The organism is Actinospineispora spinosispora DSM 44797, from assembly GCF_000429025.1.
Classification (GTDB): Bacteria; Actinomycetota; Actinomycetes; order Mycobacteriales; family Pseudonocardiaceae; genus Pseudonocardia; species Pseudonocardia spinosispora.
On record NZ_AUBB01000028.1, the window covers coordinates 52,300 to 72,426 of the forward strand.

The 20,127-nt window shown below is 69.2% G+C and carries 17 protein-coding genes; 12 read left to right on the forward strand and 5 right to left on the reverse strand.

All coding sequences use genetic code 11. The features are described from left to right. Positions 1 to 255: 255 nt before the first annotated feature. Positions 256 to 1,644, reverse strand: coding sequence for an MFS transporter (locus G406_RS0114150; RefSeq protein ID WP_028934362.1), 1,389 nt, complete (start codon positions 1,642 to 1,644; stop codon positions 256 to 258). A gap of 67 nt (positions 1,645 to 1,711) precedes the next feature. Between G406_RS0114150 and G406_RS0114155 the strand changes: the two genes are divergently transcribed. Beyond that, positions 1,712 to 2,611: a LysR family transcriptional regulator gene (locus G406_RS0114155; RefSeq protein ID WP_028934363.1), complete on the forward strand. Its 900-nt coding sequence runs from the start codon at positions 1,712 to 1,714 to the stop codon at positions 2,609 to 2,611. A 142-nt stretch (positions 2,612 to 2,753) separates the two neighbouring features. Further along, complete coding sequence (locus G406_RS0114160; protein WP_028934364.1) at positions 2,754 to 3,509, forward strand: enoyl-CoA hydratase/isomerase family protein; 756 nt, start codon at positions 2,754 to 2,756, stop codon at positions 3,507 to 3,509. A 1-nt stretch (position 3,510) separates the two neighbouring features. Here the strand turns inward: G406_RS0114160 and G406_RS0114165 are convergent, their stop codons facing one another. Both G406_RS0114165 and G406_RS0114170 read right to left on the reverse strand, forming a co-directional pair. After that, a complete protein-coding gene (locus G406_RS0114165) occupies positions 3,511 to 3,927 on the reverse strand; it encodes an acyl-CoA thioesterase (protein ID WP_028934365.1) in 417 nt (138 codons plus the stop codon). Positions 3,928 to 4,068: 141 nt separating this feature from the next. Next, complete coding sequence (locus G406_RS0114170; protein ID WP_037076571.1) at positions 4,069 to 4,809, reverse strand: MerR family transcriptional regulator; 741 nt, start codon at positions 4,807 to 4,809, stop codon at positions 4,069 to 4,071. A 96-nt stretch (positions 4,810 to 4,905) separates the two neighbouring features. Here G406_RS0114170 and G406_RS0114175 point away from each other — a divergent pair, with 96 nt between their 5' ends. Together G406_RS0114175 and G406_RS0114180 are read left to right on the forward strand one after the other, a co-directional pair. Beyond that, complete coding sequence (locus G406_RS0114175; protein WP_037076573.1) at positions 4,906 to 6,138, forward strand: acetyl-CoA C-acetyltransferase; 1,233 nt, start codon at positions 4,906 to 4,908, stop codon at positions 6,136 to 6,138. Between the two features lie 5 nt (positions 6,139 to 6,143). Beyond that, entirely contained in the window at positions 6,144 to 8,303 is a 2,160-nt protein-coding gene (locus tag G406_RS0114180; protein ID WP_028934368.1) for a 3-hydroxyacyl-CoA dehydrogenase NAD-binding domain-containing protein, read from the forward strand. Positions 8,304 to 8,347: 44 nt separating this feature from the next. Here G406_RS0114180 and G406_RS0114185 read toward each other — a convergent pair whose 3' ends face one another. Then, positions 8,348 to 9,208, reverse strand: coding sequence for a GAF and ANTAR domain-containing protein (locus tag G406_RS0114185; RefSeq protein WP_028934369.1), 861 nt, complete (start codon positions 9,206 to 9,208; stop codon positions 8,348 to 8,350). A 186-nt stretch (positions 9,209 to 9,394) separates the two neighbouring features. Continuing rightward, positions 9,395 to 9,934, reverse strand: coding sequence for an FCD domain-containing protein (locus tag G406_RS53955; protein WP_084216049.1), 540 nt, complete (start codon positions 9,932 to 9,934; stop codon positions 9,395 to 9,397). Between the two features lie 116 nt (positions 9,935 to 10,050). Here G406_RS53955 and G406_RS53960 point away from each other — a divergent pair, with 116 nt between their 5' ends. The 8 genes from G406_RS53960 (at position 10,051) to G406_RS0114230 (ending at position 20,119) form a co-directional block, all read left to right on the forward strand. Then, a complete protein-coding gene (locus tag G406_RS53960; protein ID WP_084216050.1) occupies positions 10,051 to 10,704 on the forward strand; it encodes a TetR/AcrR family transcriptional regulator in 654 nt (217 codons plus the stop codon). A 72-nt stretch (positions 10,705 to 10,776) separates the two neighbouring features. Beyond that, entirely contained in the window at positions 10,777 to 11,430 is a 654-nt protein-coding gene (locus tag G406_RS53965) for a TetR/AcrR family transcriptional regulator (RefSeq protein WP_051342082.1), read from the forward strand. Between the two features lie 109 nt (positions 11,431 to 11,539). Beyond that, positions 11,540 to 12,775, forward strand: a complete 1,236-nt coding sequence (locus G406_RS0114205; RefSeq protein WP_028934371.1) for a cytochrome P450 — start codon at positions 11,540 to 11,542, stop codon at positions 12,773 to 12,775. A 518-nt stretch (positions 12,776 to 13,293) separates the two neighbouring features. Then, positions 13,294 to 14,586, forward strand: coding sequence for an ATP-grasp domain-containing protein (locus tag G406_RS0114210; RefSeq protein ID WP_084216051.1), 1,293 nt, complete (start codon positions 13,294 to 13,296; stop codon positions 14,584 to 14,586). Continuing rightward, a complete protein-coding gene (locus G406_RS46785; RefSeq protein ID WP_051342084.1) occupies positions 14,583 to 15,836 on the forward strand; it encodes an MFS transporter in 1,254 nt (417 codons plus the stop codon). Before G406_RS0114210 ends, G406_RS46785 begins: the two co-directional genes overlap by 4 nt. A 580-nt stretch (positions 15,837 to 16,416) precedes the next feature. Beyond that, positions 16,417 to 17,607 carry an ROK family transcriptional regulator gene (locus G406_RS46790; protein ID WP_211241143.1) on the forward strand — a complete coding sequence of 397 codons (1,191 nt, stop codon included), beginning with the start codon at positions 16,417 to 16,419 and terminating at the stop codon, positions 17,605 to 17,607. Positions 17,608 to 17,746: 139 nt separating this feature from the next. Further along, positions 17,747 to 19,165 carry a sugar porter family MFS transporter gene (locus G406_RS0114225; RefSeq protein WP_028934373.1) on the forward strand — a complete coding sequence of 473 codons (1,419 nt, stop codon included), beginning with the start codon at positions 17,747 to 17,749 and terminating at the stop codon, positions 19,163 to 19,165. 3 nt (positions 19,166 to 19,168) lie between these two features. Beyond that, on the forward strand, positions 19,169 to 20,119 hold the full coding sequence (locus tag G406_RS0114230) for an ROK family glucokinase (protein ID WP_028934374.1): 951 nt from the start codon (positions 19,169 to 19,171) through the stop codon (positions 20,117 to 20,119). Positions 20,120 to 20,127: the final 8 nt, after the last annotated feature.

Below are 20,127 nucleotides of genomic sequence, written 5' to 3' on the forward strand. Positions count from 1 at the left end.
CCCGCACCCCGCGCACCTCGCGCCCACGCCGCGCACCTCGCGTGCACGCCGCGCACCGTGCACACCGCGCGGTGTGGACGCGGGGTGCGCGGTCACGCGCGCGCGGGTTCACGCACCGCGTCGCACGCACCCCGCGCACCTCGCGCCCACGCCGCGCACCTCCCGCACGCCGCGCACCTCCCCCGCTCACGCCGCGCATCTCGCGTGCACGCCGCGCACCGTGCACACCGCGCGGTGTGGACGCGGGGTGCGCGGTCACACGCGCGCGGGCTCACGCACCGCGTCGCCCGCGGTGCGGTGCAGGCGCAGGATGTTCAGCAGGGCGGCCAGCACCAGCAGGGCGAGCAGGGCGAAGTCGACGCGGAACGCATCCGACGGCGTACCGCTGAGCAGCGTGCCGATCCGCAGGCCCACCGCCGCCACCGCGACGCCGAGCCCCATCGCGGTCTGGGTCAGTGCCGACGCGAGCGTGTTCGCGTGCCGCATCATCGAGTTCGGGATCTCGGAGAGCGTCAGGATCGCGACACTGCCCAGCCCGACCGAACGGGCCACCCCGCTGACGAACACCAGCGCGGCGATGACGACGAGCGGTGTCGTCGCGCTCAGCGCCGCGCAACCGGCCATGGTGAGGGCGAACAGCACCGAGGACGCGATCAGCAACCGCCGCAGCCCGAACCGGTTGACCAGCGGGTTGACCAGCGGTTTGATCGCCACGTTGCCGATGAACACGAACAGCACCACGGCACCGGAGAACACCGGGCTCCAGCCGAAGACCTCCTGGAAAAGCAGCGGCAGCAGAAACGGAACTGCCATGACGACCATGAAGATCAGCGATCCGCCGAGCGCCGCGACCCGGAACGTGGGCACCCGCAGCGGGCTCAGGTCGATCAGCGGGTACGCGGTGCGCCGCAGGTGGGCCACCGCGGCGACAAGCAGGACGAGTGAGCCGACGCCGACACCGGTCGTGACCGGGGCTGATGCACCGTCGTCCGCGATCAGGTGGCCCGCGTAGCTGAGCCCGCCCAGGCCGAGGCCGGTGAGCAGCAGCCCGATCCAGTCCAGCGGCGCGCGTTCGGCGGCGACGGTGTCGGCGAGGTTGAGCCGCCATGCCGCGACGAACGCGAGCACGCCCAGCGGGATGTTGATCCCGAACATCCATCGCCAGCTCGCGTACGTGGTGATCAGGCCGCCGACCAGCGGCGCAATCACCGGCGCGATCAGCCCCGGCCACAGCACGAAGGACATGATCTTCGGGATGTCCTTCTTCGCGGCGCCCGACATCACCACGATGCGGCCGACCGGCACCATCATCGCGCCGCCGACGCCCTGCAGCACCCGCGTTGCGACGAGCTGGGTGAGGTTCGTGCTCACCGCGCAGCCCAGCGACGCGACGGTGAACACGGTGATCGCGGCCATGAAGATCCGGCGCGCACCGAACCGGCTGGTCAGCCACCCGCCGAGCGGGATGAACATGGCCAGCGCGAGCAGGTAGGCGGTGAGCACCATGCTGGTCGCGACGGGCGTGACGTGCAGTGATGCGGCCAGTGCTGGCGCCGAGGTGGCCACGATCGTCGTGTCGATGTTTTCCATGAAGAAGCAGCCCGCGACGAGCAGCGCGGTGCGACGGAGATGCGTATCTATCACGTCATTCAGGTTCCGTCAGCCAAATGATGCGCACAAGTTCCGTGTTGTTCTGTCAGACTTGCGTCTGATGCAACTCCCAGACATGAACCTGCTGCCCGCGCTCGACGCGTTGCTGCGCACCGGCAGCGTGTCCGGGGCCTCGGCCGAGCTGATGGTGTCCGCGTCCGCGATGAGCCGCACACTCGGCAGGTTGCGCCGGGTCACCGGCGACCAGCTGCTGGTTCCGTCCGGGCGCGGGTTGACCTTGACCCCGCGCGCCCGTGAGCTGCAGCCCCGCGTCACCGCTGCGCTGGCCGAGGCACTCGCGACGCTGCGGCCGCCGGAGCCCGCCGACATCGCGTCGGTGCGGCGGGAGTTCGTCGTCCGGTCCAACGACGGGTTCACCCTGCTCGCCGGGTCCGCGCTGACCGCGAAGATCGCCCGAGAGGCACCGGGCATCCGGTTGCGCGTCGTGCCCGAGGGCGACGAGGAGCCCGCCGACCTGCGCGAACGCATCGATCTGGATGTCGGCGCGATGCCCGAGCTCCCGCCCGACGTCCGCTCCACGTTCCTGCACGAGCACCACTACGTCGCGCTGGCCCGCCGCGACGCCCCCTATGCGCGTGAGCCGCTGACGGTCCAACGGTTCGCCGCGCTGCCGCACCTCACGGTGTCCCGCCGGGGCCGGGCGTTCAGCGTGGTCGACGACCGGCTCGCCGAGCTGGGACTGTCCCGGACCGTGCTGGCCACCGTGCCGACGCTGAGCTCGGCCTGCTTCATGGCGCTGGAGTCCGACGTGCTCGCGCTGCTACCCGGCGAGTTCGCCGCCCAGATCAGCAGGCACCTGCCGCTGACGATCCTGGAGATCCCGCTGAAGCTGCCCGCCGTGCGGATGGAGATGGCCTGGCACCTGCGAGTGGACGCCGACCCCGCCCACCGCTGGCTGCGCGAGAGCCTCGTCGAGATCATGACCGGGGCCGTCAGGTAGCCCTCAAGCATGATCACCACGGGCTCATGGCTGTTTTTCGGCCGAGAATTAGCCATGAGCCCGTGGTGATCTTGGATATCGTCGGACGTGAACTTGGCTGCTTCGGCGAGCATCCCGCGTTCGGGCAGGTAGTTTGGTCCGCATGATCGACCGCAAAGACGCCGGAGATGTCGCCGTACTCAGCCTGGTGAACGGGCAGGTGAACATCATGGACACCGCCCTGCTGCGGGAGATCACCCAGGTGTTCACCGACCTCGCCGCCGACCGGCCGGCCGCGGTGGTGCTCACCGGGTCCGGGCGCGCGTTCTCGGCGGGCGTCGACCTGCGGAGCTTCCTGGACGGCGGGGCCGCGTACACCAAGGAGTTCCTGCCGGCGCTGAGCGAGGCGCTGCTGACCGTGTTCACCGCCGACTTCCCAGTGGTCACGGCCGTCAACGGGCACGCGATCGCCGGTGGCGCTGTGCTCGCCGCCTGTGCCGACGCCCGGGTGATGGCCGAGGGCAAGGGGCGGATCGGCATCCCGGAGGCGATCGTCGGAGTGGCGTTCCCCCGCGTGGCGCTGGACGTCATGGTGCACGCGGTCGGCCCCCAGGTGGCCAACCGGCTCGTCTTCGGCGCCGACCTGCTCGCCCCGGCCCAGGCGCTCGCGCTGGGGCTCGTCGACGAGGTCGTCGACGCCGACACGCTGCTGGACCGGTCCGTCGAGGTGGCCACCCGGCTCGCCACCGCGATCCCGGCCGACACGTTCACCCTCACCAAGCGGCAGCTGCGCCGTGACACGGTGGACCGCATCGCGCGCTACCGCGTCGACGAGGACGTCGAGGTGGAGCAGCTGTGGAACGTGCGCAGCCAGGACGGCTGGACCGCGTCCTACCTGGAACGGGCCACCAAGAAGTAGGTCAGAAGAGCGGATCCGGTTCGCCGAGTGCGTTCCTGATCAGGTCTGGAATCTCGCGCTTCGTGTGTTCCTTCGCGTGCACCACGACGTAGACGGTGCGCCCGTTGGTGCACACCTCGGCGCCCGGCTCGGCGCTGCGCCGGACCTGGAAGTCGAGCACGAAGCTGGTGCGCCCGAACCGGGATGCCGACACGTTCACCACGATCGGGTCACCCCAGCGGACACCGGCCTTGTAGTCGATCTCCGAGCGGACCAGCTGGACATCGAAACCGGCGTCCAGCATGGCCTGGTACGGCAGCCCGCCATGGTTGAAGAAGCCCGCCATGGCTTCGTCGAAATAGGTCAGGTACCAGCCGTTGAACACGACGCCCTGGGCGTCGACCTCCATGTACCGCACGGTCACCGGGAAGCTGAACACATCGTCAACCCTATGCGGCGAGCTACACCAGCACCGCTTCGCAGAGCTTCGTGTCGTGTCGCAGATGTCGCGACATCTGCGACACGACATCAAGGTCTGCGAGGTCGTACGGCAGGCCTTTGCGCGACCCGCCCGGGTGGGTCAGGGACGTTCGGCGAAGCGTTCGCGGATGTTGCGGTTCACCGCGCGGCCGAACGCCGTCATGACGCCCTGCACGGTCAGCGGCTTGATCCGGAGGAGCATCTCGCGCATCCTGGTCCGCTCGGACGCCGGTTTGCCCCGGTCGCGGTAGGGCTGCAGGACCTCCTCCTGGAACAGCTCCATCAGTCCGTCGGCCAATGCACTGGTGTGCTTGGTGATCAGCTCGTGTGAGCGGCGCAGCGTCTCCGGCGGGTAGCCGAGATCGAGCAGCGCCAAGGTGGGGGTCAGGGTTGCGGCACCGTGCAGGATCACCGTGTCGTCGCGACGCTCGATCGTGCCGAGCACCTCGAGTGAGGTCACCTCGTCGTCGGACAGGATTCGCCCGGCGCGTTCGTGCAGCTCATCGAGGGTGATCTCGTCGAGTGACTCCGGAATCCACGGTGTCAGCAGCGCTCGCTGCAGCATGAGCGTCTCCGCGCCGACCGACTCGGGCAGCCGCGCCAGGTATCCCTCGATCGCGGCAAGGGTGAACCCCAGCCCGGACAGTTCCGCAACCAGCTCGAGGCGGGCAAGATGGTCCGGGCCGTACAGGCCGACCCTGCCGCGCAGCATCGGCGGCGGGAGCAGTCCCTTACCCGCGTAGAAGCGAATCGTGCGCACGCTGACCCCGGTGCGGCCGGCCAGTTGGTCGACGGTCAGCAGCGGGTCCGCGTTAGGCGCTTCGGTTGAGGCATGGGTCACGTTGAGGCAGCCTAGCTGGTGCTTGACCTATATGACAGCGTTACTGTAACAAAGAAGTCGAATGCAGAGTCGCACCCGAACCGGGAGAGATTTCCAATGAGTGGTTCCGCTGGGGGCATCCCCGAGGCGTACATCTACGACGCGATTCGTACCCCGCGCGGCCGGGGCAAGGCCTCCGGTTCGCTGCACGAGGTCAAGCCGATCTCGCTGGTCGTGGGGCTGATCGACGAGATTCGGCGACGCTTCCCCGAGCTCGACACGAACACGATCGACGACCTGGTGCTCGGCGTCGTCTCGCCGATCGGCGACCAGGGTGGCGACATCGCCAAGACCGCCGCGATCGCGGCCGGCCTGCCCGACACGGTGGCCGGCGTACAGCTCAACCGGTTCTGCGCATCCGGCCTGGAGGCCGTCAACACCGCCGCGCTGAAGGTCCGCTCCGGCATGGAGGACCTGGTGCTCGCCGGCGGCGTCGAGTCGATGTCCCGCGTCCCGATGGGTTCCGACGGCGGCGCCTGGGCGATGGACCCGGACACCTCCTACGAGACCGGCTTCGTGCCCCAAGGCATCGGCGCCGACCTGATCGCGACCCTCGAGGGGTGGTCGCGTGAGGACGTCGACACGTTCGCGGTGGAGTCGCAGACCCGCGCCGCCAAGGCATGGGCGAACGGCTACTTCGCCCGTTCCGTCGTGCCGGTGAAGGACCGCAACGGCATCACCGTGCTGGACCGCGACGAGCAGGTCCGCGCGAACGCCACCCTGGAGACGATGGGCTCGCTCCAGCCGTCCTTCGCGATGATGGGCGAGCAGGGCGGTTTCGACGCCGTCGCGCTGCAGCGCTACCACTGGGTCGAGAAGATCAACCACGTGCACCACGCCGGCAACTCGTCGGGCATCGTGGACGGCGCGTCGCTGGTCCTGATCGGCAACGAGGCCGCTGGCAAGGCCGCCGGGATCACCCCGAGGGCCCGCATCCTGGCCACCGCGGTGTCCGGTGCCGACCCGACGATCATGCTGACCGGCCCCGCGCCGGCGAGCCGCAAGGCGCTGGCCAAGGCCGGTCTGACGGTCGACGACATCGACCTGTTCGAGATCAACGAGGCGTTCGCCGCCGTCGCGCTGCGCTTCATCAGGGACATGGGCATCTCCCACGAGCAGACCAACGTCAACGGTGGCGCCATCGCCATGGGCCACCCGCTCGGTGCCACCGGCGCGATGATCGTCGGCACCCTGCTCGACGAGCTGGAGCGCCGCGACCAGCGTCGCGGCCTCGCCACGCTGTGCGTCGGCGGCGGCATGGGTATCGCCACCATCATCGAGAGGGTCTGAAGGTAATGAGCGAGAAGGCCGTGCGCTGGGAAAAAGGCGCCGACAACATCGTCGTGGTGACCCTGGACGACCCGGGCCGCAGCGCGAACACCATGAACGACCGCTACAAAGAGGCGATGGGTGAGTGCATCGACGCACTCGTCGCCGACAAGGACAACATCACCGGCGTCATCCTCACCTCGGCGAAGAAGACCTTCTTCGCCGGTGGTGACCTGGAGAGCCTGGTCAAGGCCACTCCTGCGGACGCCCCCGAGGTGCTGACGAACGTCACCGAGGTCAAGGCTCAGCTGCGCAGGCTGGAGACCCTCGGTCGCCCGGTCGTCGCCGCGATGAACGGCACCGCGCTCGGCGGTGGCCTGGAGATCGGCCTTGCCTGCCACCACCGCATCGGGCTCGACGCGCCCGGCGTGATCTACGGTCTGCCCGAGGTCACGCTCGGCCTGCTGCCCGGTGGCGGTGGCGTCGTGCGCATCACCCGCCTGCTGGGCATCGCCAACGGCTTCATGAACGTCCTGGCCCAGGGCCAGCGGCACAAGCCGGCCAAGGCACTCGAGGTCGGCATCATCGATGAGCTGGCCTCGTCGAAGGAAGAGATGCTGGAGAAGGCCAAGGCCTGGATCGCGGCGAACCCCGAGGCGGCACAGCCGTGGGACAAGCCGGGCTACAAGATCCCCGGCGGCGCGCCGTCCAACCCGAAGCTCGCGTCGATCCTGCCCGCGTTCCCGGCGAACCTGCGCAAGCAGCTCAAGGGTGCGCCCATGCCGGCGCCGCGCAACATCCTCGCGGCCGCCGTCGAAGGCGCGCAGGTCGACTTCGACACCGCCATCAAGATCGAGGGCCGCTACTTCGTCGAGCTGGTCACCGGCCAGGTCTCGACGAACATGACCAAGGCGTTCTTCTTCGACCTGCAGGCGATCAACAACGGCAAGTCCCGCCCGGACGGTCACGACAAGTGGCAGCCCACCAAGGTCGCGGTGCTCGGCGCCGGGATGATGGGTGCGGGCATCGCGTACGTGTGCGCGCTGTCCGGCTGGGAGGTCGTACTCAAGGACGTCTCCCTCGAAGCGGCCGAGAAGGGCAAGGAGTACTCCGAGAGCCTGGTCGCCAAGGGCGTCAAGCGCGGCAAGACCTCGCTGGAGAAGGGTGAGGCGCTGCTGCAGCGGATCACCCCGACCGACGACTACAACGACCTCGCCGGCGCCGACGTGATCATCGAGGCGGTCTTCGAGTCGGTCGCGCTCAAGCAGGAGGTGTTCCGGGAGGCGATGAAGGTCGTCGAGCCGGACGCGCTGCTGTGCTCGAACACCTCGACGCTGCCGATCACCGAGCTGGCTGCCGGCCTGGACCGTCAGGGCGACTTCATCGGCCTGCACTTCTTCTCCCCGGTCGACAAGATGCCGCTGGTGGAGATCATCCGGGGTGAGAAGACCTCGGACGCGGCGCTGGCCAAGGCGTTCGACCTGACGATCGGCATCAAGAAGACGCCGATCGTGGTCAACGACAGCCGGGGCTTCTTCACCAGCCGGGTCATCGGCACCTTCATCAGCGAGGGCGTCGCCATGCTCGCCGAGGGCATCGACCCGCAGACCATCGAGCAGGCATCCTCGCAGGCCGGCTACCCGGCCCCGGTGCTGCAGCTCATGGACGAGCTGACCCTGACCCTGCCGCAGAAGATCCGCAAGGAGACGCGCGCGGCGGTCGAGGCGGCCGGTCAGAAGTGGAACGAGCACCCGTCCGAGGAGATCATCGACCGGATGGTCGACGAGTTCGGGCGCAAGGGCAAGAGCACCGGCTCCGGGTTCTACGAGTACGCCGACGGCAAGCGGGCCGGCCTCTGGTCGGGTCTGCGGGAGAAGTTCGGGGCGACGAACCACGACGTCGACCTCAAGGAGCTCTCCGAGCGGATGCTCATCATCGAGTCCCTGGAGACCTGGCGCTGCGTCGACGAGGGAGTGCTGACGACGGTGCCGGACGCCAACATCGGGTCCATCTTCGGCATCGGCTTCCCGCCCTGGACCGGTGGTGTGCTGCAGTACATCGACGGCTACCCGGGCGGTAAGGCCGGTTTCGTGGCCCGCGCCGACGAGTTCGCCACGAAGTACGGCGAGCGCTTCGCCGTGCCGGACTCGCTGCGCAAGGCGGCTTCCGAGTCAGCCGCGGCCTGATCGAAGCCGTGAGTGGCGAGTGGTCCCATAGGACCACTCGCCACTCACGGGGTTTTTTCGCGGTCCGTGGGGAGGGCGCGCTGTTCCGGCAGTTCGGCGGTGCCCGGCTCGGGTAACTCGCCGTGGCCGTTCTCCGACGCTCGGTGCTCGGTGTTCTTCCAGCTCAGGCCGACGACCTCGATGGCAACGGCCGCGACCGAGCTTTCCCGGCGTCTCGCCTGGTCCCGCAGCATGCGGTAGGCGGCGTCCAGATCGATGTGATGGCGCTCCGCGAGCAGCCCCTTGGCCTGCTCGATCGGACGCTGTGAGTCCAGCGCGGCGGACAGCTGACTGACCATCGTCGCGGAGTAACGGTAGGCCTCGGCGTCGTGCAGTGCCGCGCCGAGAACGTCGGCGAGCGGTCGCAGCTCGCGGAGCAGCTCGTCGGACAGCGATTCGAGGTCCGCGCCGAACAGCTGCAGACAACCGACGAGCTCGCCGACGGCACGCAGCCCCACGGCGGCGGTGACCGGTAAGCCGACCCGTCCGGCGGCTTCGGCGAGCACGGTGCGTGCCTCGGTCAGATCCACCGCGGCCGCCGGTCGCCCTGAACGCAGCGCGGTCAGGCCGGCGTCCTCCCCGAGCTGGTGGACCAGCCGGGTCAGCTGCTCGGCCTCCGGGTGCGAACCGGCGACCTCACGCACCACACCGGTGGAACTGTCCAGGATCAGCGCGCCACACCCGACCAGTCCGCACAGCTCGGTCAGCTCGATGCAGATCTGGCGCAGGAGAACAGCCGTGTCGCACTCGGTCGCCGGGGTCCGCGCCACATCGAGGACCAGCTCGGTGAGCCCGGCGCGGATGTGCCTTGGCTCGGGCCGGGCCGAGGCGGTGGCCGGCGACGGGGGCGTCGGCTGGGCGGGCATCCGAGTGTCCTTTCCGGCGCCGGGGAAGTCGGCTCTGTGCAGACGTCTGCTCGAAAGCGAACCCCAATAATGACGGACGGTAAAGGCCTGACTGCACGGCGCGCGACGCGATCGAGCAATATCACCCGCTCGGGCCAATCAGTCTCACAGTCAGGTTAAGGACGTTCTCAGGGAGCGCGGATCCCGTTAAGCTCCCGTGCCCACCGACGGCGGCGAGGTCCGTACCTGGCTGGCCAAGGCGAACAGGCGCATCGTGGCGCTCTCACACAGGTCGATGTGGCACTGGGTCGCCGCGGAAGCCTCGACCGGATCGCCGATCCGGTACGCGGTGACCAGCGGCCGGTGGATGTCCTCCAGCATGAACTCCAGCGGCTGCCCGGCGAGGAGGTTCATCGCGTGCCTGACCCGCTGGCCGAACTCCCACCAGAGCGGACCGATCGTCCGCAGATCCCAGTCGTTCGCGGCGGGAGCGATCAGGTCACGCAGGAACTCGTATTGGGCCTGGTAGGCATCGTCCGCGCTGACCGGTCGACCGTGGAAGCGGACGATCAGCGCCTCGATGCGATCGAGGCTGTCGGGTGTGTGCATCCGGCACGCGCGGGCCGCGAGCGGTGGTTCGATGAGCCGACGTAAGCGGAACACCCCGTGCGACTCGGCGCAGATCCTCGGGTCGACGGAGCCGCCGAGGCTGGCACCGTGGATCACTCTGAGGGCAGGGTTCGCCATGTGCGCACTCCGCTCGTCGTTTCTGGAGGCCGGGTGCGCTGGGGGAATCAGCGCACCCTAAGTTGACGTTATTTTCCGTCACGCCTGTCGATAATCCTGAGTTAGGATATAGCGCTATGTCAAGTTCATCGGGTCGAGGGCCTGGCAGGCCGAGGAAGATTCCGGCCGATGAAGTTCATGAGCTGGTCCTGAACACGGCGCGAAGGGTGTTCGGCGACGTGGGGTTCTCCGCCGCGACGATCGACGGCATAGCGAGAGCTGCCGGTGTGAGCCGGCAGGCGATCTACGAACACTTCAGTTCCAAGGAGGCGCTGTTCGACGCGGCGGTGCGGGATTCGTTCGCCTTCGGTGCCGAGGTGCTGGCCGCCGCCGACCGTGAGCTCGATCCGACCGCGCGGGACTGGCCATTGCGTCGTTACGCGGTCCTGGTCGAGTTCAGTCTGGCGAATCCGGAGCACGTGCGGTTGATGCGGGAAGCCGGGCGGGTCGGACATCCGGGGATGGCGAAAGCCCTCCAGGCGGAAGTCGAGAGCAATGCGGCCGGACTGCGGGCGTACTGGCGCAGTCAGGGCATCGAGCTCGACTCGGGGCACTCTCCGCAGCTGATCGCCAGACTTGCGGGAGCGCTGGCCCGCGCAATGCTCGACCAACGATGGGAAGGCCCGCAGCCGAGCGCCGCGGTCGTGGCGGAGATGGTGACCGTGTTCACCTCGGGCGGGATCGACACGCTGCTCAAGCACGGCTCGGCGGCACTACGTGCGCTCGGTTGAGCTGCTGTGACGGTCCGCGACTGTGCGTGATGTCGACCGAGGAGGACGATACGCTGCGGTTAAGGTGGTGCGGTGTCGAGTTCGCCGCGTCGCGGACCGGGGCGTCCTCGCAAGCTGCCGTCCGAGGAGCTTCGGGTCGTCGTGTTGGACGCGGCACGGGGCGAGTTCGCGCGGACAGGTCTGTTAGCGACCACGATCGAGCAGGTCGCGGCGACCGCGGGAGTCACCAGACAGTCGGTCTATGAGCAGTTCGACGACAAGCAGGCTCTGTTCGACGCCGCACTGGCCAGCACGATCGGTGCCGCACGGGTGATCGTGGAGCGCCTCGAGTCCGCTCACGACAGCCGGGCGAAGAACTGGGCACTACATCGCTACACCAGCAAGTTCCAGTTCGAGCTGGGTTACCCCGAACATGCGCGGCTGATCCGCGAGGGTGGGCGGATGCGACATCCCGCGGTGATCGAGTACCGACGGTGGGAATATGAGCGAGACGCCGAGGCATTGCGCCGGTACTGGGCGCACCGAGGCGATGACATGGCCGAGGGGCGGATGCCGGAGATCCTGGCTTCGGTTGCCCCCTCGTTGGTGCGGGCGATGCTCGAGATGCAGTGGGAGACCGAGCGTCCGGACCCTGAGACGATGGCCGAACTGCTCGCGTTGTTCAGCGCTGGCGGGGTACGCAGCCTGGTCAGGCATGCGCCGAATGTGATCACCGCCCTCAGCTGAGCGCGGTCCAGCGTGGCGGCCTTCTTGACGCGACGCATGCCTGGGGTCTACAAACATACTGTCGGTATGACCGTGATTCCTGGCCTGCAGCGACGAAGGTGAGGGCCCGATGTCGAGCTCAGCAACCGAGCCGTACGTGTTCAACCCGTTCGCGCCCGGATACGCCGAAGACCCGTACCCGCACTTCGCCCAGCTGCGCACCGTCGACCCGGTGCACGAACACCCGCTCGGCTTCTGGATCCTCGGTCGCTACGCCGACGTCAACGCGCTGCTGCGCTCGAAGCACTCGGTCGAGGACCGCAACGCGGGCGACAGCCTGCTGAACGAGGCACGCAAGGCCGCCGCCGGCGAGGAGTACGGCCGCAGCTTCTCGCGGTCGATGCTGGACCGCGACCCGCCGAGCCACACCCGGTTGCGCAGGCTGGTGTCGAAGGCGTTCACCCCGAGGGCCATCGACGCGCTGGAGCCCCGGGTGGTCGAGCTGGTGGACGCCGCGCTGGACCGGATCGAGCGGGGCATCGCCGAGGCCGGCCAGGCCGATCTGGTCGAGGAGCTCGCCTACCCGCTGCCGTTCACGGTCATCTGCGACATGCTCGGCATGCCCGACACCGACCACGCCCGGCTGCGTGAGCTGGCCGGCACGCTGGTCCGTTCGCTGGAGCCGGTGACCGACCCCGACCTGCTGGCCGCGATCGCCGCCGCGGGCCGGGAGCTGGACGAGCGGATCGCCCAGGTGATCGTCGACAAGCGCCGCTCGCGGGGAGACGACCTGCTGACCGCCCTGATCCGGGCCGAGGACGACGGCGACACACTGACCGACGACGAGCTGGTGGCCCAGGTGGTGCTGCTCTACGTCGCCGGTCACGAGACGACGGTCAACCTGATCTCGAACGGCACGATAGCCCTGCTGCGCAACCCCGCCCAGTTCGCGCTGCTCGCCGGCCGGCCGGACCTGGACGCAGGTGCCGTCGAGGAACTGCTGCGCTACGACAGTCCGGTGCAGCAGTCGAGGCGGATCATGCTCGCGCCGTACGAGGTCGGTGACAAGGTCATCCCGGCCGGCGCGTTCGTCCTCGCCGGGCTGGCCTCGGCCAACCGGGACCAGGACTTCTTCGGACCGGACGCGGACGAGCTGAAGCTGGACCGGGCCAACGCGCGGTCCCACCTGTCCTTCGGCGGCGGCCCGCACCACTGTCTCGGCGCGTCGCTCGCCCGCCTCGAAGGCCGCGTGGCGCTCGGTCGCCTGGTGCGCCGCTTCCCGAAGCTGGAACTGGCGGACGACATCACCTGGAACGGCAGGGTCAACCTGCGAGGCCCCAACGCCGTCCCTCTCACCACTCGCTAGCCGCCCGCCGCATCCCCGCGAGTCGGGGTTCTCGGCACATCGAGTCGGCCGTTTCAGCACACGGACCTTCCCGGTGGGAAGAAGGTCGGAAGTAGTTCGGAAGCGGCCCGGTGTGTTGTTTCTGAGATGGCGACCACCGGCTTGCGACCGATCACCGATCAGTACCCGCCGCGCCGTTTCGAATGCATCTCGCTCAATGCGGTAATCGATTTCTCCGGCAGGGCGGAACGAGCCGGAAGCGGCGGGCCGACTCGCGGTATCAGTGTCAGGTATGAGTTATGTATGAGTTCATCTACGGTCAAAGTGCCTAGTTGAACTCTTTAAAGTATCCTGAAACCGCTGATTGAGCGGGTGTAGATCGCGCCCGACGTGCTGCCGACCGTCCATTACGTTGACACCTGGGTGAATTCTGTCCCGGGTCGCCTGAGCGGTGGGCATTCGTTGTGCACAAGCTGTGAACTGTCTGTGCGGCAGTTGTTTTCCGCTGTGTCCAGAACTTTATCCCGGGGAGAATTGACATGTCTGACCAGCGTGTGTCGGTGGCGCCTGCCCACGACCCGGAGCAGGGTGTGGCGGCCGTCGTCGCCCCCTATTCCGCGGGGGCCTTCTACGTCACCGAGTTCGCCCGTCGCGGCTGGACGTGCGTGGCCGTCGTCGAGCCGGACGACGTCATCCCGCCGCTGTACCGAGGCGCGTTACGAGCGGAGGCATTCGAGTCCGTCGTCGTGCATGCCGGTGACGTCGCCGCGACGGCGGCCCGGTTGCGCGAGCTGGGAGTCGGGGCGGTCGTGGCGGGCACCGAGATCGGCGTGCCGCTCGGTGACGCCCTGTCCGCGGCGCTCGACCTGCCCGGGAACGACCCGGCCCACAGCGACTCGAGACGCGACAAGGGCGCGATGGTGGAGGCGCTGCGCGCCGCGGGGGTGCCGGCGATCCCGACGCTGCGCACCAGCGGGCTCGCTGAGGCCCTCGACTGGGCACACGACATCGGGACCAGGGGATACGTCGTCAAACCGGCGGACAGCGCCGGCAGCGACGGGGTGGCGTTCTGCCGGAGCCGGGCCGAGCTGGAGGCCGCCTGGCACGCGATCCACGGCCGGGCGAACGCGATGGGCGGCAGCAACGACGCCCTCGTCGTGCAGCGGCAGGTGCACGGCATGCAGTACATCGTCAACACGGTCAGCGCGGCCGGGCAACACATGGTCGCCGAGATCTGGGCCGACCATCGCATCCAGACCCCCGACGGTCACGGCGTGTACGACCGCACCGCGTGGCTGTCACCGGAAGAGGACCCGGAGCTCCACACGCTGCTCGCGTCCTACGTGCGCGAGGCCATCACCGCGGTCGGCGTCCGGTTCGGACCCGCACACAGCGAGGTCATGCTCACCGAGACCGGGCCGATCCTGATCGAGACGGGCGTCCGGCCGGAAGGACCGGTCAACCCGGACGCCGTGACGCTGGCCACCGGCACGCACCACGTGCGCGCGGCCGTCGACGCCGTCGTCTCCGGGCGGGTGGTCCCCGATCAGGAGCCGAGGACTCTGCGTCACGCGTGTCGGGTGACGTTGTGCGCGCCGTACGACGGAACCATCGACAGCGCCGCGTGGGCGAAGGTCCTCGACCTGCCCGCCGTCGCGGGCACACTCGACCATGTCACCGGTGGCAGCCCGGTACGCACCACCGTCGACCTGCTGACCAGCCCGGACTCGATCTACCTCGTCGGCGATCGGGACGTGATCGAGGACAGCTACCAGGCGATCCGGGAGCTGGAACGCAACGGCTCGCTCTACCGGCCGGCGGCGGGCTCGTGACGACCACCGCGCGGTCCATGCCCCCGGCGATCTGGGTTCTCGTCGGCGGACAGATGCTGATCCGCGCCGCCGGCTTCGCCTACCCGTTCATGACCTACCTGCTCGACGGCCGCGGCTACGACGCCGACACAACCGGATGGGTGCTGGCGACGTTCGGCGCCGGCTGGGTGGTCGGGCAGGTGCTGTGCGGCTGGCTGGCCGACCACATCGGCAGGCGCACCACACTGCTCGCCGCGATGTCGTTGTCCGTCGTCGTGCTGCCGGTGCTGGGCATGGCCGAGGGACTGCCGGTGTTGCTCGTCGGAGCGTTCCTCGCCGGGGTGATCTACGACGCGGCGCGGCCGGTGATCAGCGCGGCCGTCGCGGCGATGGTGCCGGACGACGAGGGCCGCGCGTGGATCAACGGATGGCGCCACTTCGCGCTGAACGTCGGTGTGGCGGTCGCGGGGGCGGCCGGAGGCCTGCTCGCCGGACCGTTCGGCGTGCCGACGCTGTACCTGGTCAACGCCGCTGCCTGCGCGGTGTTCGGGCTGATCGTCCTGCGGTTCGTCGAGGCGGACGTGCCCGGCAGGATGTCGCGCGACAGCCGGGGCGCCGGTCCGAGGGCGTTCGCGGACGTACGGCTCTGGTTGGTGCTGCTCGGCTCGGTCGGGGCGCTCGTGCCGGTGACCGGGATGTTCTCCGCCCTGCCACTGCTGATGACCGCCGACCACCTGCCGTCGGTGGACTTCGGCGCCGTGCAGGTGGCCAACGCGGTGACGGTCCTCGTCCTCACCCCGTTGATCAACCCGTGGCTGAGCAGGCGGGCCACGTCCGCGCGGCCGATGGTGTGGGAGGCGGCGGCGGGGTCGCTCGTCATGGGCACCGCCATGGGCGCGGTCGGGCTCGCCGACAGCACCCCCGGGTACGTGCTGGCGGTGGTGCTCAGCATCCCGGGCGAGGTGGTGTGGTTCGTAGCCATCTCCGACGTCCTCAACCGCATCGCGCCTGAACGCCTGCGCGGTCTCTACAACGGCCTGTGGGGGATGACGCTCGCGTGGGCCGGAGTGCTGACCCCGCTCATGGCGGCGTGGGCGTTCGACCACGGCGGCAAGGCGATGGTCGGCGCGTCCATCGTGGCCGCGGGCGTGGTCGGTGCCGTCTGTTGCCTGCCCCTGGCCCGCCCGCCACGTTCTTCTTCCTCCGCCTCCGGGGCGGAGAAACAGGCGCATCCCACCCAGCCCCGCGAGTCGGGCGTCTCAGCACACTGAGTTGCGCGCCCGAGCACACGCCCGCTGACGAATCCCCCGACTCGTCCTGCCAAATCCCCCGACTCGCGGTGGGGTACGGCGGTGCGCGAGTCGGGGGTCTCAGCACACTGAGTTGCGCCTCCCGACACATGGCCGCTCACGCGACCTGCAGCTCGCGGGATGGAAGCCAGCGGCTCCTGGTGCTGGGGGGCGCGACTCGCGGTGCTTGGGGGCCGACTCGCGCTGACGGAATCGGCGACTCGCGGGGTGGAAGTCAGCGGCTCATGGAGCTGCGGGGCGGGACTCGCGGTGCTTGGGGGCCCGACTCGCGGGGCGGAATCTAGCGACTCGCGGAGCGAAATCTAGCGACTCGCGGGGTGGAAGCCAGCGGCTCATGGTGCTGCGGGGCGCGACTCGCGGTGCTTGGGGGCCCAACTCGCGGAGCGAAATCTAGCGGCTCGCGGGGCGGAATGTAGCGACTCGCGGGGCTGAGGGGAGCGACTCGGGGTGCTGGGAGGACCGACTCGCGGGTGGGGGCGTGGTTAGGATCGTGGCGGTGGAGCCAAGCGCGCGTCGGCCTAGCCCGGGGTCACCCGCCTCGTTGAAGGAGGCGAACCACGCTCGGCTGATCGAGGCGCTCCAGTTCGCCGGGACCATGACCCAAGCCGACCTGTCCCGCTTCACCGGGCTCGCGCCGTCGACGGTGTCGAACATCGTCCGCGAGCTCAGCGCCTCCGGGCTGCTGCGTGTCTCCCCGACGGTCAGCCGGGGCCGTACCGCGCAGGCGGTCCGCCTGTCCCGGGGCGCGGGCGTCCTGGTCGCGGCGGACTTCGGGCACCGGCACCTGACCGTCGCCGTCGCCGACCTGGCCTATGAGGTGCTCGCCGAGCACCGGATGGAGCTGGACTGGGATCACCGGGTCGACGACGGCCTCGACGCGGTGCAACGCATCCTGTCGCGACTGTTGACCGAGCTGGAGATCGACCGTGAGCTGGTGGTCGGCCTCGGCATCGGGCTGCCCGCGCCGATCGACTCGCGCACCGGGCAGGTCGGCGCGCCGTCCCAGCTGCCCGGCTGGGTCGGGGTGGACGCCGCCGCGGCCGCCACCGAACAGCTCGGCGTACCGGCCAGGGTGGACAACGACGCCAACCTCGGCGCGCTGGCCGAGGACCGGTGGGGCGCGGGTCGCGGCGCGGAGAACGTCGCGTACGTCAAGCTGTCCGACGGTGTCGGCGCCGGGCTGGTCATCCGGGGCGAGCTGTACCAGGGCTCGATCGGGACGGCCGGCGAGATCGGGCACGTCACGATGAACGAGTACGGCGCGCTGTGCCGCTGCGGCAACCGGGGCTGCCTGGAGATGCTGGTCGGTACCTCGGCGCTGCTGGCGCAGCTGGCGCCGAACTACGGCACCGACCTGACGATCGCCGACGTGGTGCGGATGGCACGCGACGGCAACGTCGCCTGTCATCGAATTCTTGAAGACGCAGGCCACCATATCGGGGTTGCTGTCGCCAACCTGTGCAATGTGTTCAACCCCGACCGGGTCATCATCGGCGGCGAGCTGGCGCAGGCCGACGATCTTGTGCTCGGTTCGCTGCGCCGTACTCTCAACCGGCAGGGCATCCCGAGCGCCGCGCAGGCCGTCGACCTGGTGCTCGCCGAGCTGGGCGCGCGTTCACACCTGCTCGGCGCCTTGGTCATCGCCTCAGCCGGTGCCTCCCCCTCGGTGCTGGCCGCCGGGAAGCTCGCCGGCCGGTCGCCCGATGGGGTCGTCGGGGTGCCGACACCGTAGGTCTGTGTTCGACTTCTGTCGGTTTCACTCGAATGCAGTTACAGTTCGACCGCCTCTTAGCGTTCAAGTCTTGTTTTCAAGGTGTGATGGCAACCACACTGAAGGGTGAGCGCGTCGGGCTAGATCAAGGAGGATCGTGATGGCCACGGTTTCGGACGGCGGAACGCAGCAGACCGGGGAGGGGATGCCGCACGTCGGCCGCGTCATCCTGGTCACCGGCACCGCCGCGTTGGGTGGCTTCCTCTTCGGTTACGACACCGCGGTGATCAACGGTGCGGTGAAGGCGGTCGGCGACTTCTTCCACGCGAGCGCCTTCATGCTCGGCCTCGCCGTCGCCATCGCGCTGATCGGCGCGGCGATCGGCGCCTGGTTCGCCGGCGGGCTGGCCGACCGGTTCGGCCGCATCCCGGTCATGCTGGTCGCCGCCGCGATGTTCCTGGTCAGCGCGCTGGGCTCGGGATTCGCGTTCACCATCTACGACCTGGCGTTCTGGCGGTTGATCGGTGGGGCGGGCGTCGGTGCCGCGTCGGTCATCGCTCCCGCCTACATCGCCGAGATCTCTCCGGCGCGGCTGCGCGGGCGCCTCGGCTCGCTGCAGCAGTTCGCCATCGTGATCGGCATCTTCGCCTCGCTGCTCGTCGACTACGCGCTGGTCCTCGGCTCGGGTTCGGCGGCGGCGCCGCTGTGGTTCGGGTTGGAGACCTGGCGCTGGATGTTCTTCTCCCTCGGCGTCCCGGCGCTGCTCTACGGCGGTATGGCGCTGACCATCCCGGAGTCGCCGCGCTACCTGGTCGCCAAGCAGCAGCTCGGCAAGGCCGGTGAGGTCCTGCGCCGCTACGTCGGCGGCAACACCGAGGCGAAGATCGCCGAGATCGGTCGGAGCCTGGAGGGCAAGCAGCAGCACGCCGGGTTCTCGGTGTTGCGCAAGGCGGGCGGTGGGCTGATGCCGATCGTCTGGGTCGGCATCCTGCTGTCGGTGTTCCAGCAGTTCACCGGCATCAACGTGATCTTCTACTACTCCAACGTGCTGTGGCAGGCGGTCGGGTTCACCGAGCAGGACGCGATGTTCACCAGCGTCATCACCTCGGTCACCAACATCCTGACCACGATCATCGCGATCGCGCTGGTGGACCGCGTCGGCCGCAAGCCGCTGCTGCTGGTCGGCGCCGCGGGCCAAGGGCTTTGCCTGCTGATCATGGCGATCACCTTCGGCATCGCCCCGGTGGTCGACGGGGTCCCGCAGCTCGGCGGGTCCGGGATCGTCGCGGTGCTGGCCGCCAACCTGTACGTGGTGTTCTTCGGCTGCTCGTGGGGCCCGGTGGTCTGGGTGATGCTCGGCGAGATGTTCAACAACAAGATCCGGGCGATGGCACTGGCCGTCGCGGCGTCCGCGCAGTGGGTGGCCAACTTCGTCGTGTCGACCACGTTCCCGCCGCTGTCGAGCGTCGGCCTCGGACTCGCCTACGGGATTTACACACTGTTCGCTGTACTGGCCACGCTGTTCGTGATCAGGTTCGTGCAGGAGACCAAGGGCAAGGAACTCGAGGAGATGGTCTGAGTCATGGGTCTGGTCATCGGGGTCGACATCGGGGGAACGAAGGTCGCGGCGGCTGTCGTCGACGAGAACGGCGCGATGATCGAGAAGATGCGGGTGGACACCCCCGGGCAGACCGCGGGCTCGGTGAACGACGCGATCGCCGAGCTGGTGTGGAAGCTGCGCGAGCGCCACGAGGTGGAGGCCGTCGGCATGGGCGCGCCGGGCTTCGTCTCGGCGGACCGGTCCACCGTGCTGTTCACCCCGAACCTGCCGTGGCGCGAGGAGCCACTCGGCGCGGAGATGACCGAGCGGCTCAAGCTGCCGACGATCGTGGAGAACGACGCGAACTGCGCGGCGTGGGCGGAGACCCGGTTCGGCGCCGCGCAGGGCAGCGACGACGTAGTGCTGCTGACCATCGGCACCGGGATCGGCGGCGGCATCGTGCTCGGCGGGCAGCTGCTGCGCGGCGGGTTCGGCATCGCGGCGGAGATCGGCCACATGAACGTGGTGATCGAGGGCGGGCTGCGCTGCGGCTGCGGCAACAAGGGCTGCTGGGAGCAGTACGGCAGCGGCAGCGCACTGATCCGGGACGCCCGCGACTTCGCACGGCACTCGCCGTCGATGGCCCTGCGGATGCTGGAGCTGGCCGGCGGCGACCCGGACAAGATCACCGGCCCCGAGGTGACCCAGGCGGCCCAGGAGGGCGACGCGGCCGCGCTGGAGCTGTACCGGGTTCTCGCCGGCTCGATCGGCTACGGCATGGCCGACCTGGCCGCCGTCCTGGACCCCTCGGTGTTCGTCATCGGCGGCGGGGTCGCCGATGCGGGTGAGCTGCTGCGTGAGCCGGTGGAGAAGGCCTTCCTGGAACGTCTCACCGGACGCGGCAGACGCCCGCTGCCGAAGGTGGTCATTGCGCAACTCGGCGGCGAAGCGGGCATCGTCGGAGCCGCCGACCTGGCACGCTTACCGAGCTGAGTTTTTCT

What these genes read in the sequence shown, in the direction of transcription:
- G406_RS53960 (WP_084216050.1), top strand. Translation starts at nt 10,051, where the DNA reads ATGTCAAGTTCATCGGGTCGAGGGCCTGGCAGGCCGAGGAAGATTCCG.
- G406_RS53955 (WP_084216049.1), bottom strand. Translation starts at nt 9,934, where the DNA reads ATGGCGAACCCTGCCCTCAGAGTGATCCACGGTGCCAGCCTCGGCGGC.
- G406_RS0114230 (WP_028934374.1), top strand. Translation starts at nt 19,169, where the DNA reads ATGGGTCTGGTCATCGGGGTCGACATCGGGGGAACGAAGGTCGCGGCG.
- G406_RS0114175 (WP_037076573.1), top strand. Translation starts at nt 4,906, where the DNA reads ATGAGTGGTTCCGCTGGGGGCATCCCCGAGGCGTACATCTACGACGCG.
- G406_RS0114205 (WP_028934371.1), top strand. Translation starts at nt 11,540, where the DNA reads ATGTCGAGCTCAGCAACCGAGCCGTACGTGTTCAACCCGTTCGCGCCC.
- G406_RS0114155 (WP_028934363.1), top strand. Translation starts at nt 1,712, where the DNA reads ATGCAACTCCCAGACATGAACCTGCTGCCCGCGCTCGACGCGTTGCTG.
- G406_RS0114185 (WP_028934369.1), bottom strand. Translation starts at nt 9,208, where the DNA reads ATGCCCGCCCAGCCGACGCCCCCGTCGCCGGCCACCGCCTCGGCCCGG.
- G406_RS0114225 (WP_028934373.1), top strand. Translation starts at nt 17,747, where the DNA reads ATGGCCACGGTTTCGGACGGCGGAACGCAGCAGACCGGGGAGGGGATG.
- G406_RS0114180 (WP_028934368.1), top strand. Translation starts at nt 6,144, where the DNA reads ATGAGCGAGAAGGCCGTGCGCTGGGAAAAAGGCGCCGACAACATCGTC.
- G406_RS0114160 (WP_028934364.1), top strand. Translation starts at nt 2,754, where the DNA reads ATGATCGACCGCAAAGACGCCGGAGATGTCGCCGTACTCAGCCTGGTG.
- G406_RS0114210 (WP_084216051.1), top strand. Translation starts at nt 13,294, where the DNA reads ATGTCTGACCAGCGTGTGTCGGTGGCGCCTGCCCACGACCCGGAGCAG.